Origin of the sequence: Mesorhizobium sp. WSM4313, assembly GCF_002294725.1 — a bacterium.
Lineage (GTDB): Bacteria > Pseudomonadota > Alphaproteobacteria > Rhizobiales > Rhizobiaceae > Mesorhizobium.
In genome coordinates this window covers 490,799-508,069 of record NZ_NSFT01000002.1, presented here as the reverse complement: position 1 = coordinate 508,069, position 17,271 = coordinate 490,799, and the positions used below count along the sequence as shown (strand labels likewise).

General features: G+C 64.5%; 16 protein-coding genes. 1 reads left to right on the top strand and 15 read right to left on the bottom strand.

Annotated elements, in window-relative coordinates; all coding sequences use genetic code 11:
* Positions 1-2: 2 nt before the first annotated feature.
* Together CK219_RS07135 and CK219_RS07130 are read right to left on the bottom strand one after the other, a co-directional pair.
* Positions 3-1,202: a pyridoxal phosphate-dependent aminotransferase gene (locus CK219_RS07135; RefSeq protein WP_095766036.1), complete on the bottom strand. Its 1,200-nt coding sequence runs from the start codon at positions 1,200-1,202 to the stop codon at positions 3-5.
* A gap of 117 nt (positions 1,203-1,319) precedes the next feature.
* Positions 1,320-2,135, bottom strand: a complete 816-nt coding sequence (locus CK219_RS07130; protein ID WP_095766035.1) for an aldolase/citrate lyase family protein — start codon at positions 2,133-2,135, stop codon at positions 1,320-1,322.
* Between the two features lie 119 nt (positions 2,136-2,254).
* On the opposite strand from CK219_RS07130, the gene CK219_RS07125 reads away from it, so the two are divergent.
* Positions 2,255-3,346, top strand: a complete 1,092-nt coding sequence (locus CK219_RS07125) for an LLM class flavin-dependent oxidoreductase (RefSeq protein WP_095766034.1) — start codon at positions 2,255-2,257, stop codon at positions 3,344-3,346.
* Here CK219_RS07125 and CK219_RS07120 read toward each other — a convergent pair whose 3' ends face one another.
* The 13 genes from CK219_RS07120 to CK219_RS07055 form a co-directional block, all read right to left on the bottom strand.
* Positions 3,347-3,742, bottom strand: a complete 396-nt coding sequence (locus CK219_RS07120) for a RidA family protein (protein ID WP_095766033.1) — start codon at positions 3,740-3,742, stop codon at positions 3,347-3,349.
* A 29-nt stretch (positions 3,743-3,771) separates the two neighbouring features.
* Complete coding sequence (locus tag CK219_RS07115) at positions 3,772-4,920, bottom strand: acyl-CoA dehydrogenase family protein (RefSeq protein WP_095766032.1); 1,149 nt, start codon at positions 4,918-4,920, stop codon at positions 3,772-3,774.
* A gap of 231 nt (positions 4,921-5,151) precedes the next feature.
* On the bottom strand, positions 5,152-5,964 hold the full coding sequence (locus CK219_RS07105) for an enoyl-CoA hydratase family protein (protein WP_095766031.1): 813 nt from the start codon (positions 5,962-5,964) through the stop codon (positions 5,152-5,154).
* The gene (locus CK219_RS07100) at positions 5,961-6,425 is read right to left on the bottom strand and encodes a MarR family transcriptional regulator (protein WP_095766030.1); all 465 of its coding nucleotides are present in this window, start codon (positions 6,423-6,425) and stop codon (positions 5,961-5,963) included. The genes CK219_RS07105 and CK219_RS07100 overlap by 4 nt, the downstream gene beginning before the upstream one ends.
* Positions 6,419-7,192 (bottom strand): SDR family NAD(P)-dependent oxidoreductase, encoded by a 774-nt coding sequence (locus tag CK219_RS07095; protein ID WP_095766029.1) that lies wholly within the window; start codon positions 7,190-7,192, stop codon positions 6,419-6,421. The genes CK219_RS07100 and CK219_RS07095 overlap by 7 nt, the downstream gene beginning before the upstream one ends.
* On the bottom strand, positions 7,189-9,483 hold the full coding sequence (locus CK219_RS07090) for a bifunctional salicylyl-CoA 5-hydroxylase/oxidoreductase (protein ID WP_095766028.1): 2,295 nt from the start codon (positions 9,481-9,483) through the stop codon (positions 7,189-7,191). The genes CK219_RS07095 and CK219_RS07090 overlap by 4 nt, the downstream gene beginning before the upstream one ends.
* Positions 9,484-9,617: 134 nt before the next feature.
* A complete protein-coding gene (locus tag CK219_RS07085; protein ID WP_095766027.1) occupies positions 9,618-10,217 on the bottom strand; it encodes a VOC family protein in 600 nt (199 codons plus the stop codon).
* A 78-nt stretch (positions 10,218-10,295) separates the two neighbouring features.
* A complete protein-coding gene (locus CK219_RS07080) occupies positions 10,296-11,120 on the bottom strand; it encodes an ATP-binding cassette domain-containing protein (RefSeq protein ID WP_095766026.1) in 825 nt (274 codons plus the stop codon).
* Positions 11,113-11,991 carry an ABC transporter ATP-binding protein gene (locus CK219_RS07075; protein ID WP_095766025.1) on the bottom strand — a complete coding sequence of 293 codons (879 nt, stop codon included), beginning with the start codon at positions 11,989-11,991 and terminating at the stop codon, positions 11,113-11,115. Before CK219_RS07075 ends, CK219_RS07080 begins: the two co-directional genes overlap by 8 nt.
* The gene (locus CK219_RS07070; protein WP_095766024.1) at positions 11,988-12,836 is read right to left on the bottom strand and encodes an ABC transporter permease; all 849 of its coding nucleotides are present in this window, start codon (positions 12,834-12,836) and stop codon (positions 11,988-11,990) included. Before CK219_RS07070 ends, CK219_RS07075 begins: the two co-directional genes overlap by 4 nt.
* A complete protein-coding gene (locus CK219_RS07065) occupies positions 12,829-13,836 on the bottom strand; it encodes an ABC transporter permease (RefSeq protein WP_095766023.1) in 1,008 nt (335 codons plus the stop codon). The genes CK219_RS07070 and CK219_RS07065 overlap by 8 nt, the downstream gene beginning before the upstream one ends.
* Before the next feature lie 70 nt (positions 13,837-13,906).
* On the bottom strand, positions 13,907-15,436 hold the full coding sequence (locus CK219_RS07060) for an ABC transporter substrate-binding protein (RefSeq protein WP_095766206.1): 1,530 nt from the start codon (positions 15,434-15,436) through the stop codon (positions 13,907-13,909).
* A 166-nt stretch (positions 15,437-15,602) separates the two neighbouring features.
* Positions 15,603-17,177 carry an NAD(P)/FAD-dependent oxidoreductase gene (locus CK219_RS07055; protein WP_095766022.1) on the bottom strand — a complete coding sequence of 525 codons (1,575 nt, stop codon included), beginning with the start codon at positions 17,175-17,177 and terminating at the stop codon, positions 15,603-15,605.
* Positions 17,178-17,271: the final 94 nt, after the last annotated feature.

The following is a 17,271-nucleotide window of genomic DNA, read 5'->3' as shown; positions in this document are numbered from 1 at the left end:
CGTCAATTCATTGCGGCGGTCATGCGTTGAAGCGCCGTTTCTATCTGGTTGCTGTCGCGGCACACGCACATGCGCAGGAACGCTGCCGCCGAATTTCCGAACAGGTGACCGGGCGCAAGCCCGACCCGCGCCGTCTCCAGAATGCGGGCGCAGGCGCGCCGCGCGTCGTTCTCGCCCTCCAGGGCGAAGAACGCATACATGCCTCCGCGCGGCTTGGTCGGCAGGATGGTGCCTGGGATTTGCGCCAGCCGGTCATAGGCGAGGTCGAGGCCTATCCTGATCCGCTGCCTGATTTCCTCGACCAGCGGCTCACCCTGGCGGATGGCGGCGACGGCGCCGGCCTGGATCGGCGCGGCGGTGCCGCTGTTGACATATTGCGTCATGGCGCCGAGCTGGTCGGCAACGCCCGACGGATGGGTCAGCCAGCCGACGCGCCAGCCGGTCATCGCCCAAGCCTTCGAGAAGCTGTTGACCGACAGAACCCTGTCGCCGTCCTCGGCGATCTGCAGGATGGAAGGGGCGACGTCGCCCTCGAGATAGAGCCGGCCGTAGACCTCGTCGGAGATGATCCAGATGCCGGTGCGCCGGCTGAAGTCGAGCAGCGCCTGCATCTCCTCGCGCGTCGCGGTCCAGCCGGTCGGATTGGATGGCGTCGACAGGAAGATCGCGCGGGTGCGCGCATCGCAGCTTGCAAACAATCGGTCGAGATCGAGTTGCCAGTCGCCCTTGAAGTCGAGCGAGAACGGGCGCGGCTCGCCGCCGATCAGATGGATGGCGTTGTGGATGTTGGGCCATTGCGGCGCGACATAAACGACGTTGGTGCCGGTATCGACCAGCAGTTCCAGCGCCAGATAGAGCGCCTGCATGCCGCCCGGCGTCACCGTGGTCCGCGCGATCGGGATCGAGCGGCCGTGGATGCGCGTCTGGTATTCTGAAAGCGCCTCGTTCAGCGGGCCGTGCCCGCGCATGTTGGGAACGTAGAAGGTCAGGCCTTCGTCGAAGGCGGCCTTCGCCGCGTCGCGGATGAAGGCTGGCGTCACCATATCGCCTTCGCCGTACCAGAGCGCGATGACATCGCCGAGTTCCCGCGCGCGAACCGCAAGGTTGGCGATGTTTTCGGTGTGCAGATCGCGAATCTGGGCGCGCACGCCATCGAAAGCATAGCGCGCGCTGGACGATGAATGGGGCAGTATGAACGACAAGGACCGAACCCCTCTCACCCGGAACACTGCGATGGACCGGAAAAGCCCCTCCAGCCGGACAGTCGCGATCTTGATGCTATCCAAAGTACGGCGCTTTTCAAGGCGAAAGTTTTAAGCTTAAAGTTTGGCGACACTGTGCCTTGCCGATACGCTCTTTCGCCTAGCCGGCCCCTGCGCCAGTTCGGCGCGGGCGGCGGTGCCGTTGGCCGCGGCCCCGGCACCGAGAAACATCGTGTCGCTGGCCAGCACGAAGAAACTCGCGCCGATGGCTGCCCATCGGCTGACGGTCTGGGGGCTGGCGCAAAATATGCCGGCAGTCCTGCCATGTGCGATCGTTACACGAATGATTGTTCCGATCGCCTCGGCGAGCTTGTCCGCGCCTGCCGGGCCGATCGCGTCGATCGACACCGAGAGATCGCCAGGGCCGACGAAGACCACGTCGACGCCGTCGACCGCCGCGATCGCTTCGATATTGGCCAGTCCCTCCGATGTCTCAACCTGGACCGCGACGATCGTTCGGTTGTTGGCGGAGGCAAGATATTCGGGAATACGATAGCCATAGCCCGCGGCCCGGCCGGGACCGACACCGCGCGCGCCTTGCGGCGGATAGCGCGAGGCCTTCACCGCCATTGCGGCCTGCTCCGCTGTCGAGACGCGCGGCACGAGCACGCCTTGCGCGCCGCTGTCCAGCGCCGCCTGAATGGCTTCCGACGCATGGCCGGGAACCCGGACCATCGCCGGCACGCGATGCACGTCGGCTGCCCGCACCATGGTCTCGATCATGTCGCGCGAGATCTGCGCGTGCTCCCAGTCGATGCAGAGGAAATCGAGGCCGGACAGCGCCATCACCTCGACGGCGACCGGATGGGGAATGGCGGCGAATGACCCGACGAGGTTCGTCTTGCCGATGCACTTCTGGCGGAACTCGCTCATGCCATCCCCTTCTGAGTTGCCCAATGCATACCCGCAAATGGCGGCGAGGCGAAGCTATTTCAGGCTTGAAATATTTTCACGCCGGCCTAGCGTGTGGCGTCCCGCCGCGAGTTGCCAAGATGATCAAAGCCCATCCCCTGCACGGCCCGAACAGACTGAAGCTCGGCGTCTTCTCGACCAATGCCGATGGCGGGCTTGCCATCACCGACGTGCCGGAACGCTGGACCGCGAGCTGGCAGGATAATCTGACGGCGGCGCAGATAGCCGACCGCGCCGGCCTCGAATTCATGTTGCCGATCGCGCGCTGGCGCGGTTTCGGCGGCCGCAACAAGGTCCGCGAATTCTCCTTCGAGACCTTCACCTGGGCGGCGGCGCTCGCGGCCGTGACCGAGCAGATCGGCCTGTTCATGACGGTGCATGTGCCGCTGGTGCATCCACTCTACGCCGCCAAGGCGCTGGCGACGGTCGACCACATCAGCCAGGGCCGCGCCGGGCTCAACATCGTTTGCGGCTGGAACCCGAAGGAATTCGGAATGTTCGGCACGCCGTTGGTCGAGAAGGGCTATGACCAGGCGGCGGAATGGATTGAAATCCTCGAGCGGCTCTATGCATCGAGCGAGCCTCTCGACTACGAAGGCGCTTATTATCGGCTCAAGGAGGCGGTGAGCCGGCCGGCCAGTCTTCAGGTTCCGCGTCCGGTGACGATGAATGCCGCTTTCGGCGGCCCGGGCCGGGATTTCGCCGCTGCCAGATGCGACTATCTGTTCACGACCTTTTCCGAGATGAACGATGCCGGCAAGCATGTCGCCGAGATCGGTGAGCGCGCCGACAAGGCGGGCCGCGATGTCGGCGTATATACGGTTGCGCATGTCGTCTGCCGGCCGACGGTGGAAGAGGCGCAGGCCTACTACACGCGCTACGCCGTCACGATGGCCGACCACGAAGCCGTCGACGCCCATATGGCCGGCAAGAAGGAATTCTCCCAGTCGCACGATCCGCACGCCTATGATCTCTATCGGCAGCGCTTTGCCGGCGGCGCCGGCACTTATCCTTTGATCGGAACCCCTGAAAAGATTGCCGCCGATATGGTCGCCATCGCCGGGCATGGTTATCAGGGCATCGCGTTGTCCTTCGTCAACTACACCCAGGAACTGCCCTATTTCTGCGACCATGTTCTGCCGCTGCTGCGGCAGGCCGGGCTTCGCGAGTAACTACTCGGGGATAACAGCCGTCGCCTGAATCTCAACCTTGGCCCGGTCCTCGACCAGCGCCACCACTTGCATCGCCGCCATCGCCGGGAAGTGTCGGCCGATCACGTCGCGATAGGCCTCGCCGATGCCCTTGAGGTTGCCGACATATTCGGCCTTGTCGGTAAAGTACCAGGTCATCGAGGTGATGTGCCGCGGCTCGCCGCCGGCTTCGGCGAGCACGGCAACGATGTTGGCGAGCGTCTGGCGCACCTGGCCGACGAAGTCGTCGGTCTCGAACCGGCATTCGGCATTCCATCCGACCTGGCCGCCGATAAAGACGAGCCGGCCATGCGCGGCCACACCATTGGCGTAGCCGATCGGTTTGGCCCAGCCTTCCGGCTGCAGGATGGTGTGCATGTCCAGTTCCCCCTGGTTCAAACTCGTTATCACGCCCCGCCCATCACCTGCCTGGCGATGACCACCTTCTGCACGTCCGAGGCGCCCTCATAGATGCGCAACGCCCGGATCTCGCGATAGAGGCTCTCGATGATGTGTCCCTTGCGGACGCCATCGCCGCCATGCAGTTGCACCGCCTTGTCGATCACGTCCTGCGCCTTGTCGGTGGCGAAGAGCTTGGCCATGGCGGCCTCGCGCGTCACCCGCGCGGCGCCCATGTCCTTGGTCCATGCGGCGCGGTAGATGAGGAGCGCAGCCGCGTCCACATCCAGCGCCATGTCGGCGAGGTGACCCTGCACCATCTGCAGCTCCGCCATCGGCGCACCGAACAGTTTTCGCTCGGCCGCGCGTTTAATGCTTTCGTCCAATGCGCGCCGCGCAAAGCCGAGGGCGGCCGCGCCGACCGTCGAGCGGAACACGTCGAGCACCGACATGGCGACGCGGAAACCGTCGCCCGGCTCGCCGATCAGGCCGGAAGCCGGAATGCGGACATTATCGAAGGAGAGCCGCGCCAGAGGGTGAGGGGCGATGACCTCGAGCCGCTCGGCGACGCTGAGCCCCTTCGTCTCCGCCGGCACGACGAAAGCGGAAATCCCCTTGGCGCCGGGCGCCTCGCCGGTGCGGGCGAACACCACGTAGAGGTCTGCGATGCCGCCATTGGAGATCCAGGTCTTTTCGCCCGAGAGCAGATAGTCGCCGCCTTCGCGGACAGCGGTCATTTCCATATTGGCGACATCCGACCCCGAGCGTGGCTCGGAGAGCGCAAAGGCGGAGATCGCTTGGCCGGTCCGCGTCTTCTCCAGCCAGCGCTGCTGGTCCGGCGTGCCGAACAGCGTGATCGCGCCGGTGCCCAGCCCCTGCATGGCGAAGGCGAAATCGGCGAGTCCGTCGTGGCGGGCAAGCGTCTCGCGCGTAATGCAGAGCGTGCGCACATCAAGCGGTCCGGGTTTGGCCGGGTCGAGCGCCGTCGGCTTCAGCCAGCCGTCGCGGCCGAGCATCGCCACGAGCGCGCGGCAGGCGGCGTCGACGTCGTGGTGGTCGACGGGAAGGTTTTGTTGGCACCAGGCTTCGAGACGCTCGGCGAGTTGGCGGTGGCGATCTTCGAGGAAGGGCCACGAGAGGAAGGTGCGGTCAGGCATTTGCACCTCCGCAGTGCTTAGGGCGTTGCGCTCTACGGCGCCCCCCTCTGTCCTGCCGGACATCTCCCCCTCTAGGGGGGAGATTGGCAGTTTTGGCGTCCCGCTCAATCCTGCGGCGTTGGTGGTTGGCGAAAGCGAGGGCGACATCCGATCTCCCCCCTAGAGGGGGAGATGGCCGGCAGGCCAGAGGGGGGCGCTGTCCCGCCAACCTCTCCAAGAACACACCCATCCTCAACTCCCCTCGAACACCGGCTTTTCCTTCGCGGCGAACGCCTTGTACGCCCGCTCGAAATCGCCGGTCTGCATGCAGATCGCCTGCGCCTGCGCTTCCGCCTCGATCGCTTGCTCGAGGCCCATCGACCATTCCTGGTTGAGCTGCGTCTTGGTGATGCCATGCGCGAAGGTCGGGCCGGAGACGATGCGCGCCGCCATGTCGAGCGCGTCGTCCTCCAGCGCCGAGGGCTCGACCAGCCGGTTGTAGAACCCCCAGCGCTCGCCTTCGGCGGCGCTCATGGTGCGGCCGGTGTAGAGCAGTTCGGCGGCGCGGCCCTGGCCGATGATGCGCGGCAGGATCGCGCAGGCGCCCATGTCGCAGCCGGCGAGGCCGACGCGCGTAAACAGGAAGGCGGTCTTTGCCTCCGGCGTGGCGATGCGGATATCGGAGGCCATGGCGATGATCGCGCCGGCGCCGACCGCGACGCCGTCGACGGCCGCGATGATCGGCTTGCCGCAGTTGAGCATCGCCTTGACGAAATCGCCGGTCATGCGCGTGAAGGCGAGCAGCGCCTTCATGTCCATCTTGACCAGCGGCCCGATGATGTCGTGGACATCGCCGCCCGAGCAGAAATTGCCGCCATTGGGCAGGAACACCACGGCATCGACGTCGCCGGCATAGACGAGCTCGCGAAACGTGTCGCGCAGCTCGGCATAGCTGTCGAAGGTCAACGGGTTCTTGCGCTCTGGCCGGTCGAGCCGGATCTTCGCGATCTTGCCTTCGACCTGCCAGAGGAAGTGCTTCGGCTTGAGCTTGGCCATGGCGCTCATTCGCGTCCCTCCCAATTGCTGCGGAACGATTTCAACATGCCGGTCAGCTGCCGCGCCTCGTCCTCGCTGACATTGCCGAGCAGCTCGCCGACCCAATTCTCATGCGCGGCGGCGATCGCGGCGAAAGACTTCGAGCCTTGCTCGGTCAGCCGCACCATCGAGGTGCGGCGGTCGCCGTTGCGGCGCGCCCGCATCACCAGCCCTTCGGACACCAGCCGGTCGACGATGCCCGTCACATTGCCGTTCGACACCAGCAGGAAGCGCGACAGGTCGCTCATCAGCATGCCTTCCGGCGAGCGGTAGAGCGCCGCCATCACGTCGAAGCGCGGCAGCGTGGTGTCGAACTCCTTCTTCAAACGCTCGCGCAGCTCCGCCTCGATGGTGCGCGAGGCGCGCAGCAGGCGTATCCACAGCCGCAGCCTGTCCTTGCCCGGTCCGGCGGAAGTCGGTCCCGCTACCATGTCTCGCCCCCCGAGATCGAAATGGCCTGCCCGGTGATCGACCGCGCGGCGTCGCTGCACAGCCAAAGCACCGCCGCCGCGACTTCTTCCGGCTGGATGAAACGCCCCTGCGGGTTCGTCGCCGCAAGGCTCGCGCGCGCCTCGTCGGTGGAACGTCCAGTCTTCTCGACGATGCGCTGGACGGACTCCTCTAGCATCTCGGTTTCGACGAAGCCCGGGCACACAGCATTCACGGTGACACCGGATTTGGCGGTCTCGGCAGCCAAGGCCCGCATCAGGCCGACAACGCCGTGCTTGGCCGCGACGTAAGGTGCGACATAGGCATAACCCTTGAGGCCTGCGGTCGAGGCAATGAAAATGATCCGGCCTGTCTTTCGCGCGAGCATTCCGGCGAGCGCCGGCTTCACGGTCAGGAACGCGCCGGTGAGATTGACGTCGAGCGTGCGCTGCCAGTCGGCCAGCGCGGTCTTGTGCGCCGCCACGCTGCCCGCCATGCCGGCGTTGGCCACGACGATGTCGAAGGGTCCGCGTGCGGTTTCCGCCTTCTGGTACACGTCAGCCATGGCGGCCTCGTTCGTGACATCGGCGGTGACGGCAAAGATGCGGTCGTTTTCCTTTGTAACCTCAGCCAGCGTCGCTTCGCGCCGCCCGCATATGGTGACGGCCACACCTTCTGCCGCCAGTGCTTGCGCAATGGCTTTGCCGACGCCGGAGCCGCCGCCGGTGACCAGCGCGTGCTTGCCGGCAATTTCGCGCACGGCGCTCATACTTTGAGCCCCGCAGCCGCTTCGCGCTCGGCCAGCCGGTAGATCTGGTCGCGTCCCGGCAGATAGGGATCGGGCCATTTGACGCCGCGGTCGCCGAGCGTCACCGCCGCGTGCAGCGTCCAGTAGGGATCGGCAAGATGCGGCCTTGCCAGCGCCACCAGGTCGGCGCGCCCGGCCATCAGGATCGAGTTGGCGTGGTCGGGCTCATAGATGTTTCCGACCGCCATCGTCGCCATGCCGACCTCGTTGCGGATGCGGTCGGAGAACGGCGTCTGGAACATGCGGCCATAGACCGGCTTGGCGGCGATGGTGGTTTGCCCGGCCGACACGTCGCAAAGGTCGACGCCCGCTCCGTGCAGAAGTCTGGCAATCTCGACCGCATCCGAAGGCGTGACGCCTTCGATGCCCACCCAGTCATTGGCCGAGATGCGCATCGAGATCGGCTTTTCAGCCGGCCACACGGCGCGCACCGCATGGAAGACTTCCAGCGGATAGCGCATGCGGTTTTCCAGCGAGCCGCCATAGTCGTCAGTGCGGCGATTGGTCAGCGGCGTGATGAAGGCGGAGAGCAGGTAGCCATGCGCGGCATGGATCTCCAGCATGTCGAAGCCGCAGCGCGCGGCCATCTCGGCCGAGGCGACGAACTGGTCGCGAACCACATCCATGTCGGCGCGGTCCATCGCCTTCGGCACCTGGTTTTTCGGCGACCATGGCACGGCCGAAGGCGCCATCACCGGCCAGTTGCCGTCCGGCAGTGGCACGTCGTTTCCTTCCCAGCCCACCCGGGTCGAGCCCTTGGCGCCGGAATGGCCGATCTGGGCGCAGATCTTTGCTTCGGTCTCGGCATGGACGAAATCGACCAGCCGCTTCCAGGCGACCTCATGCTCCGGTCTGTAGAAGCCAGGGCATCCGGGCGTGATGCGCCCTTCCGGGCTGACGCAGGTCATCTCGATATAGAGCAGGCCGGCGCCGCCCTTGGCGCGCTCGGCATAATGCGAAAAATGCCAATCGGTCGGGCAGCCGTCGACCGCCTTGTACTGCGCCATCGGCGAGACGACGATGCGGTTGCTGAGCGTCATGTCGCGCAGCTTGAACGGCGCGAACATCGGCGCGCGGCGTAAGCTGTTGCCGCCGGCGCCGGCCTTGCGCTGGAACCATTCTTCGGCGCCCGCCAGCCATTCGGCATCGCGCAGCCGAAGGTTCTCGTGGCTGATGCGCTGCGAGCGGGTGAGCAGCGAATAGTTGAATTGAACTGGATCTAAACCGAGATATCGTTCGACTTCTTCGAACCATTCCAACGAATTGCGCGCCGCCGATTGCAGCTTCAGCACCTCGGTGCGCCGCGCATCCTCATATTTGCGGAAGGCCGCATCGAGGTCCGGCTCGGACTCGACATAGTCGGCGAGCGCCACCGCGCTCTCCAGCGCCAGCTTGGTGCCAGAGCCGATGGAGAAATGCGCTGAAGCCGCCGCATCCCCCATAAGCGCCAGGTTCTTGTACGACCAGCGCTCGCACAGCACCCGCGGGAAGTTGATCCACGCCGAACCTCGAATGTGGTTGGCGTTGGTCATCAGCGGGTGGCCGCCGAGATGCTTTGCAAAAATGCGTTCGCAGACCGCGATCGATTCCTGCTGCGTCATCTGGCCGAAGCCGAACGCAGCCCAGGTCGCTTCGCTGCATTCGACGATGAAGGTCGCGGTCTCGCTGTCGAACTGGTAGGCATGCGCCCACACCCAGCCATGCTCGGTCTTCTCGAAGATGAAGGTGAAGGCGTCGTCGAATTTCTGCGTGGTGCCGAGCCACACGAACTTGCATTTGCGGGTGTCGATGTCCGGCTTGAAGACGTCGGCGAACGTGGCGCGGGATTTAGAGTTCAACCCGTCGGCGGCGACCACCAGGTCATGCGTTTCCATAAAGGGTTTCGGGTCGGAAACATCGGTCTCGAACATCATCTTGATGCCGAGCTCGCGGGCACGCCGCTGCAAGAGGATCAGGAGCCGCTTGCGGCCGATGCCGCAGAAGCCATGGCCGGAAGAAACCGTGCGCACGCCGTCATGGATGACGGCGATGTCGTCCCAATAGGCGAAATGCTTCTTGATCCAGACGGCGCTGACCGGGTCGTTCCTGGTCAGGTTCTCCAGCGTCTCCGCCGACAAAACCACGCCCCATCCGAATGTGTCGTCGGCGCGGTTGCGCTCATAGACCGTCACCTCATGCGCGGCATCGCGCAGCTTGAGCGAGATGGCAAAGTAGAGGCCGGCTGGTCCGCCGCCGAGAACCGCAACCTTCATGTCTTGCGATCTCCTCTTCACATCGGGACTCGCCGGCAAAGGCCGGCGATCCCGATTGTCAGTATCGCGCTGGCCGGCCATTATTTCAAGCTTAAAGTTTTATAATTGAATATCGACGCCGGCTGTTTGGTTCGTCACTTGGTCGGATTCTTCGGGCTCCACAGCACCGTCTCGGCGTCCTTTTCATACGCCATGCCTTCGGGGTAGCTGATCGCCTCCAGCTGCAGACCCCAGGGCGCCTGGAAATAGAGGATGGTCTGGCCTGCAGCCGGCCCTTCCTTCACCGGCAGCGGTCCCATCCGGGTCTTCACGCCCTTGGCCTCGAGATAGGTTTTCGCGGCGGCGACGTCGTCGACATAGAGGGCGATGTGGAAGCCGCCGATATCGCTGTTCTTCGGCGTCAAATCCTTCTGGTCGGGCGCCGTGTATTTGAACAGTTCGATGTTCGATCCATAGCCGCAGCGCACCAAGGTGATCTCCTCGATCACTGCCTTCGGATCGACGCCAAGCAGATCCTGCATGAAGGTGCCCTTGTCGTCCGCGAACGGCCCGAAGGACATCGCCTTCTTGCAGCCGACGACATTGGTGAAGAAGTCGACGGCCTGCTTCATGTCGGGCACGGTGATGCCGGTGTGGTCGTGCCCGCGCATGCCGGGGATCGAATCCGCGGAAGCTGCTCCTATTGCGCCGAACAAAGAGCCCGCGAAGGCCGCTGCCTGGATTGCGTATTTCATGTCACCCTCCGTTGGCGGGCTGACTTGTCCTTGCGCACATCCGAGGCCCGCTGGTCGGCGTGCGGATCAAAACTCACGTCATGCCGACGCCTTGGGCCGCAGCCAGTCCGGGTCGATTTCCGGCAGCGGAATGGCGGCGAGCAGGTCGCGCGTGTAAGTCTCCTTCGGGTTCTCGAACAGCGCGTCCGTGGCGCTAGCCTCGACGATCCTGCCTTCGCGCATCACGATGACCTGCTGGCAAAGCCGCCGGATCACCGACAAATCGTGGCTGATGAAGGCCACCGTCAGCCCCATCTCGGCCGCCAGCTTTTCCAGCAGCGTCAGGATCTGCGCCTGCGTCGAGACGTCGAGGCCGGAGACGATCTCGTCGGCCAGCACGAATTTCGGCGACAGCGCGAGCGCTCGTGCGATACCGACACGCTGCCGCTGGCCGCCCGACAATTCGTGGCGGTAGCGGCTGGCAAAACTCTGCGGCAGGCCGACGCGCTGCAGCGCTTCCGCGACGCGTTCCTTCAGCCGGTCGCCAAGGCCGTTCTGCCGCAAGGGTGCGGCGATGATGTTGAAGATCGTGTGGCGCGGGTTGAGCGAAGACATCGGATCCTGAAAGATCATCTGCAGGTCGCGGCGCAGCGGTCTCAGCTCCGCTTCCGAAAGACGGCTGATGTCGCGCCCCTCGAAGCTGATGCTGCCGGCACTCGGCTCGATCAGCCTTACCAGCGCGCGGCCGAGCGTCGACTTGCCGGAGCCGGATTCGCCGACAATGCCGGTGACAGATCCCTTTGGCAGGTCGAAGTCCAGTCCGTTGAGAATCTCGGCCAGCGGCGCGCGGCCGATCAGCGGCTTGCGCGTCATGTCGGGCAGCGCCACCCTCAGCCCGCGCACGGAAAATAGCGACTCAGCCATGGCCGGGCCTCCAGGCCTGGTCGGCGGCGGCGATCTCCACGGCCAAACCGGCAAGCACGCTTTCGTCCACCGGCTTCAGCGAGGCGTATGGGTCGGTGTAGCGCGGTGTCGCCGCCATCAGCGCGCGCGTATAGGGGTGCTGCGGTGCCGCAAACAGCGCCTCGGTTTCGGCTTCCTCGACCACTTTGCCGGCATAGAGCACCGACACTTTCTGGCTTATCTTGGCAACCACGCCGAGGTCGTGGGTGACGAACAGGATCGCCGTGCCATGATCGCGCTGCAGTTGCGCGATGAGCCGCAGGATCTGTTTTTGCACCGTTACATCCAGCGCCGTCGTCGGCTCGTCCGCGACAATCAATCGGGGCTCCGCCGCGAACGCCGCCGCGATCAGCACACGTTGGCGCATGCCGCCGGACAATTCATGCGGATAGCTTTTCAGCACGCGCTCGGGATCGCGGATCTGCACCTCGTCGAGCAGCTGCCGGATGCGCTTGTCGGCCCTCTCTGTGCTCCAGCCAAGGATGCGCACCAGCCGGTCGGTCATTTGCGGGCCGATGCGGCGCGACGGGTTGAGCGCGGTGAGCGGATCCTGCGGGATTAGCGCCGTGCGCGCGCCGATCAGGGTCCGCCGCGCCTTGGCATCGAGGCGGCCGAGGTCCTCGCCCTCGATCAGCATCTCGCCTTCGACGATGCGCACGCTCTTCGGCAGCACGCCGAGCACCGCCTTGCCGATCATCGTCTTGCCGGCGCCACTTTCGCCGACAAGCGCGCGCACCTCGCCCGGCTGGACGGCGAGCGACACCGAGCGCAGCACGCGCTGGCCGTTGGGCAGCACGGCGCTCAAACCGCGGATTTCCAGGCACGCGCTCATCGCAGCACCGGATCGAAGCGCGCCTTCAGCGCTTCGCCGAACTGGCTGAAGGAAAGCACGGTGAGGATCAGCGTGATGAGCGGGAACACCAGCACCCACCAAGCCTGGTGGATCGACAGCCGTCCCTCGGCGATGATGCTGCCCCAGGTCGGGTCGTCGGTCGAGATCGACAGATTGACGAAGGACAGGATCGCCTCGACGATGACGGCGATGCCCATCTCCAGGGACAGCAGCGCCACCACCGACGGCAGCACATTGGGCAGCACTTCGCGCAGCATGATGCCGATACGGCCATAGCCGGCGATGCGCGCGCTTTCGACATAATCCATGCGCGCCTGGCTCATCGCCTCGGCGCGGATCACCCGGCAGAAGCGCGTCCAGTCGATGATCGCGATGGCGAGGATGACGGAGCTCAGGCCGGTGCCCAGCACCGCGACCAGCAGGATCGCGAACAGCACCGGCGGAAACGCCATCCACACATCGACGATGCGCGAGATGATTCGGTCGGCCCAGCCGCCGAAATAGCCGGCGATCAGGCCGAGCGCGGAGCCGAGCAGGCAGGCGGACGTCGCCGCCGCGAAGGCGACGATGAAGGCGATGCGGCCGCCGAAGATCAGCCGCGACAACAGATCACGTCCAAGGCTGTCGGTGCCGAGCCAATAGCCGGGTTCGGCGCCGTCGAGCCAGAAGGGCGGCAGGCGCTCCAGCATCAAATCCTGCGCCAGCGGGTCCTGCGGTGCGATCAATGGCGCGAATATGGCCGCGAGCAGCGCCAGCAGAAGCCAGCCGCCGGCCAGCCACAGCCTCGGGCTCAAACCTCGCCTGGCGACACTTGCCTCATCCATGGCGCAGCCTCGGATTGAGCAGCGCATACGTCATGTCGACGGCGAGGTTGATCAGCACGAAAAGCAGCGCGAACACCAGCACGATGCCCTGTATCAGCGGCAGGTCGCGGTTGATGACGGCGTCGATCGCCATGTTGCCGAGGCCTTCATAGGAAAACAGCCGCTCGACGATGACGGTGCCGCCGATAAGGAAGGTGAACTGAACGCCGACCAGCGTCAGCGTCGGCAGCGCCGCGTTCTTCAGCGCCTCGCGCAGGATCACCTGTGTCTCGGAAAAACCCTTCACGCGCGCCAGCACCACATAGTCGAGGTCGAGCACTTCCTTCAGCGACTGTTTGAGCAATTGAGCGATGATCGCCGCCAGCGGCAGCGCCAGCGCGACGGCCGGCATCAGCATGTGTTTCAACAGGTCCCAAGTCAGGTCGAAACGAAGCCTGAGGATGCTCTCGACCAAGTAGAACTGGGTGGCGAAGGGCAGATCGAGCTGCGGCGACACCCGGCCCGAAATGTCGAACACCGGCACCAGCACGCCGAACAGCAGGATCAGCACCAGGCCCCAGAGGAAATCGGGGATGGAAAGCGTCGCGCCGCTCACAATGTCGATGCCGGCCTCGACCGCCGTTCCGCGCGAGCGCGCGCCGAGAATCGCGGCGGTCGTGCCGATCGCGATCGCCATCAGCAGCGCGACCGTCGCCAGCTCCAGCGTGGCCGGCAGCCGGTTGAACACCAGTCCCAGCACGTCCTGGCGCAGCGAGATCGAGGTGCCGAAATGGCCATGCAGCACGCCGCTCAGCCAGATGAAGAATTGCTGTACGATGCTTTTGTCGAGCCCGTAGAGCGCGCGCAGCAGCGCGATATCGTCATTGCTGGCGCCGGGCGGCAGCATCATCGCGATCGGGTCGCCGGGGGCGATGCGGATGATGACGAAGACGACGACGGCGACGCCGAACAGCGTCACCAGCATCGTCAGCAGACGAACGAGGAATCTTTGCAGCAGCATGCGCCCATATGCCTGGATGAAAATGCGCGCCGTCTTGCGGACGGCGCGCGTGGCAATCCAAGACCGTTGATCAGGCGGCCGGGGTCATCAGCGCCGGCAGCAGCGCGCCGGACACATGCTGCACGACATTGACCTTCTTCGAATGCACGATCGGTTGCGCATATTGGATCAGCGGCAGCACATAGGCCTGCTCGGCGATGTATTTGTCGACGGCCTTCCAGCCAGCGATGCGCTTGGCTTCGTCCTTCTCGCCCCACAGCGGGTTGATCATGTCGATCAGGTCCTGGCTGTCCCAAACCGAATGCGGGCTCGGGCCATACATGGCGAAACCGGTCGAGGTGGTCGGATCGCCGATGGAGTTGCCCCAGTTGTAGAAAGCGGCCGGAGCCAGCTTGTCGGCGGCGCGCAGCTCGTAATGCTTGGCGATCTCGTAGACCTCGATATTGGCCTCGATGCCGACCTTGCGCCACATGCCGACGATCGCCTGGATCATCTCGTAGTCCTTGGGCTTGAAACCCTTGGTCGTCTGGATGGTGAACTTGACCGGCTTCTTGGGCGAATAGCCGGAGGCGGCGAGCAGCTCCTTGGCCTTCTCGGGATTGTGCTCGACCTTGATCGATGGATCGAAGGCGGCGTATTCCGGCGTCTCCAGCGTCGCGATCGGCTGGCCGTAGCCGCGCAGCAGCCGCTTGACCAGAAGCTCCTTGTCCACTGCCATCACGGCGGCCTGGCGGACGTTCTTGTCCAGCATCGCCTCGATGTCGTTGAAGAAGATCATGCCGATGTCGGAAACATTCTTGATCGAGCCGGCAAGCCCGTCCTTCGCAATCAGCCGGTCATATTCCTCGTAGGGGATTTCGAGCGTCACCTGCGAGGAGCCGGATTCGATCTCGGCGACGCGGCTCGCCGCGTCGGTGACGAATTTGATCGTCACGTTCTCGAAGGCGGGCTTGGTGCCCCAATAATGCGGGTTGGCCTTCAGCCGCAGGAAGGCGTTGCGCTCGAACTTGTCGACCATATACGGCCCGGTGCCGATCGGCGCTTTCTCGAAACCTTCGGCGCCGACCTTCTCGTAATAGGCCTTGGGCAGGATGTAGCCGGTCAGGAACGACATCCACTTGAAATAGACCGGGTCGAACTGCACGACGTCGCCGATGATCTTGTTGCCGTCGATCTTGAAGTTGTTGACGTTCTTCCAGACGAACTGGATCGGATTGCCGGTCTTCTCGTCGCCGGCCCGCTGCAGCGACCACACCACGTCCTCGGCCGTGAAGGGCGAGCCGTCATGCCATTTCACGCCGTCGCGCACCGTCATCGTCACCTTGGTGCGGTCGTCGTTCCAGCCCCATTCGGTGAGCAGTCCAGGCGTGAAGGAAAGGTCCGGCTTCTGTCCGATGATCTGGTCGAACACCGACTGATAAAGTCCCTGGATGGTCGGATTGACGGCCGAGGGTCCGGTCGTCGGATCCCACGAAGGCAGGTTGACGTTATAGGCAATGGTGAGCTCGTCCGCCGCCTTTGCCGCCCTCGGCAGGCCGAGCGTCGCAGCACCGATCGCCGCGGCACCGTATCCAAGCAAGTCACGTCTGTTGATGGTCATGGTCGTTCCCTTGTTGGTTATCATTTATCCGCGCGGCATTTTTATTCGGTGGTGGGCAACCGCGCCTTGTCCATCCCGGATTTCTAGCCCTTTGTTGGAGCATGATCTTTCCCGAAAACCGGTTCCCACTTTTTGCGTTCGCTGACCTTCGGTTCGGGATCATGCTCTAGTACCCTCCCAACTGTTGGGCGAGCATGAAGCCGGAGCCGGCGCCCGTGCCGGCGCCGGGCCATGTCGCGGCTCCAGTGAGGTAGAGATTGGCGACCGGCGTGCTCCAACGCGCGAAGCCCCGCGCCGGACGGAAGAGGAAATTCTGCGCCAGGTGATGGCTGCCGCAGATCTGGTCGCCGCCGACGAGGTTCGGGTTCTCGCGCTCGAGGTCGAGCGGCGAGAAGATCGCACGGCCGAGAATCTTTTTGCGCAATCCCGGCGCATAGCTCTCGATGATGTCGAGAGCGCGCTCGGCATAGGCATCCTTGACCGCATCCCAGTGCGCCGGCGCGATCTTGCCCTCGGCATCGCCAAGGATCTCCGCCGGCAGCATGCGCACCTGCACCCACAGCACATGCTTGCCTGGCAGTGCGCGCGACGGATCGACCGCCGTCGGCTGGCCGACGACCAGCACCGGCTGCTCCGGCAGTTGGCCAGCGATCGCCTGCTGATAGGTGCGCGACATGGCGTCGAGCGACGGCGCCAGATGCACATAGGCGAACTGGCGAAGCTCGGCGCCGGCGCTCCAGTCGGGCAGGTCGTCCAGCGCCAGATGGATCATCATCGTGCCCGGCGCGTGGCGGAATGTCTTCATCGCCGCATCGAAGCCGGCGTCGCCAGAACCGTTGGGCAGAAGCTTGCCTGCCAGCGCCTTGGGCGCGACGCCGGCAATGACCGCCTTGCTTGCGGCATGGGTTTCGCCGGATGCTAGCAGCACCCCCGTTGCTCGGCCGCCGGTTACCGTGATCTCCGACACCTCCGCGCCTGTTATGATCTTGCCGCCAGCCGCCTTGAGCATGCCGGCAAGCGCCAGGATGATGGTATCGGCGCCGCCTTTGCCGAGCACCATGCCGAAACTCTGGTTGGCCATCGATTCCAGATAAGGGAACACGGCGCCGCCGGCGATGTCGGGAGCGAAATCGAGATGCATGCCCCAGGCCGCGAGTGTCGTGCGCACATGCGGCGTCTCGAAATTTTCCTCGAGCCACGCGCGCGGCGATGACAACAGCAATCGGGCCGTATCGAGCGCGCCGGAAAAACCCTTCTTGCGCCAGAGATTCCAGCCTGTGCCGGCCAGCGCCCTTGCGCTCATCGGCGAACCCAGCAGGCGGAACAGATGTTCGGCCTCACCCGGGAAGGCGGCGACCAGTTTCCGCCATGTGGCCGCGTCCGCCGCGGAGAAGGCGGCCAACCGCGAGGCTGTCTTTTCGAGATCATTGCTGACGCCGAACCATGTCCCGTCCGGAAAGGCGCTGGCGAAACAATCGGCCACCGGCGCGAATTCCAGTCCGTGGCTTTTCAATTCATTTGCATATTTCCGGTGGAAGGCCGAGCCGGCGAAGAGACTCAAATTCATTGCGCCGAAATCGTGCCGGAAACCGGGAAGCGTGTACTCGGCGGTCCGTACCGCGCCGCCGATTGCCTCGCTGCGTTCGAAAACCGCTATTTTCCAGCCTTTGAGCGCCAGATGCGCGGCGCATGCCAGACTGTTGTGGCCCGCCCCGACAAAGATGGCGTCGAACTCGCTCACGCCCCGCCCCAAAATGCTTTATGCTTAAAGATAATTGCAGATGCATATGTTTTCGTCTAGTAGGTATATTAAGGGCCGCAACGAGCCTTGAAGG

Excerpts from the sequence above, each read along its gene's own strand:
- CK219_RS07130 (WP_095766035.1), bottom strand. The coding sequence starts at position 2,135 with ATGAGCGAGTTCCGCCAGAAGTGCATCGGCAAGACGAACCTCGTCGGG.
- CK219_RS07125 (WP_095766034.1), top strand. The coding sequence starts at position 2,255 with ATGATCAAAGCCCATCCCCTGCACGGCCCGAACAGACTGAAGCTCGGC.
- CK219_RS07120 (WP_095766033.1), bottom strand. The coding sequence starts at position 3,742 with ATGCACACCATCCTGCAGCCGGAAGGCTGGGCCAAACCGATCGGCTAC.
- CK219_RS07115 (WP_095766032.1), bottom strand. The coding sequence starts at position 4,920 with ATGCCTGACCGCACCTTCCTCTCGTGGCCCTTCCTCGAAGATCGCCAC.
- CK219_RS07105 (WP_095766031.1), bottom strand. The coding sequence starts at position 5,964 with ATGAGCGCCATGGCCAAGCTCAAGCCGAAGCACTTCCTCTGGCAGGTC.
- CK219_RS07100 (WP_095766030.1), bottom strand. The coding sequence starts at position 6,425 with ATGGTAGCGGGACCGACTTCCGCCGGACCGGGCAAGGACAGGCTGCGG.
- CK219_RS07095 (WP_095766029.1), bottom strand. The coding sequence starts at position 7,192 with ATGAGCGCCGTGCGCGAAATTGCCGGCAAGCACGCGCTGGTCACCGGC.
- CK219_RS07090 (WP_095766028.1), bottom strand. The coding sequence starts at position 9,483 with ATGAAGGTTGCGGTTCTCGGCGGCGGACCAGCCGGCCTCTACTTTGCC.
- CK219_RS07085 (WP_095766027.1), bottom strand. The coding sequence starts at position 10,217 with ATGAAATACGCAATCCAGGCAGCGGCCTTCGCGGGCTCTTTGTTCGGC.
- CK219_RS07080 (WP_095766026.1), bottom strand. The coding sequence starts at position 11,120 with ATGGCTGAGTCGCTATTTTCCGTGCGCGGGCTGAGGGTGGCGCTGCCC.
- CK219_RS07075 (WP_095766025.1), bottom strand. The coding sequence starts at position 11,991 with ATGAGCGCGTGCCTGGAAATCCGCGGTTTGAGCGCCGTGCTGCCCAAC.
- CK219_RS07070 (WP_095766024.1), bottom strand. The coding sequence starts at position 12,836 with ATGGATGAGGCAAGTGTCGCCAGGCGAGGTTTGAGCCCGAGGCTGTGG.
- CK219_RS07065 (WP_095766023.1), bottom strand. The coding sequence starts at position 13,836 with ATGCTGCTGCAAAGATTCCTCGTTCGTCTGCTGACGATGCTGGTGACG.
- CK219_RS07060 (WP_095766206.1), bottom strand. The coding sequence starts at position 15,436 with ATGACCATCAACAGACGTGACTTGCTTGGATACGGTGCCGCGGCGATC.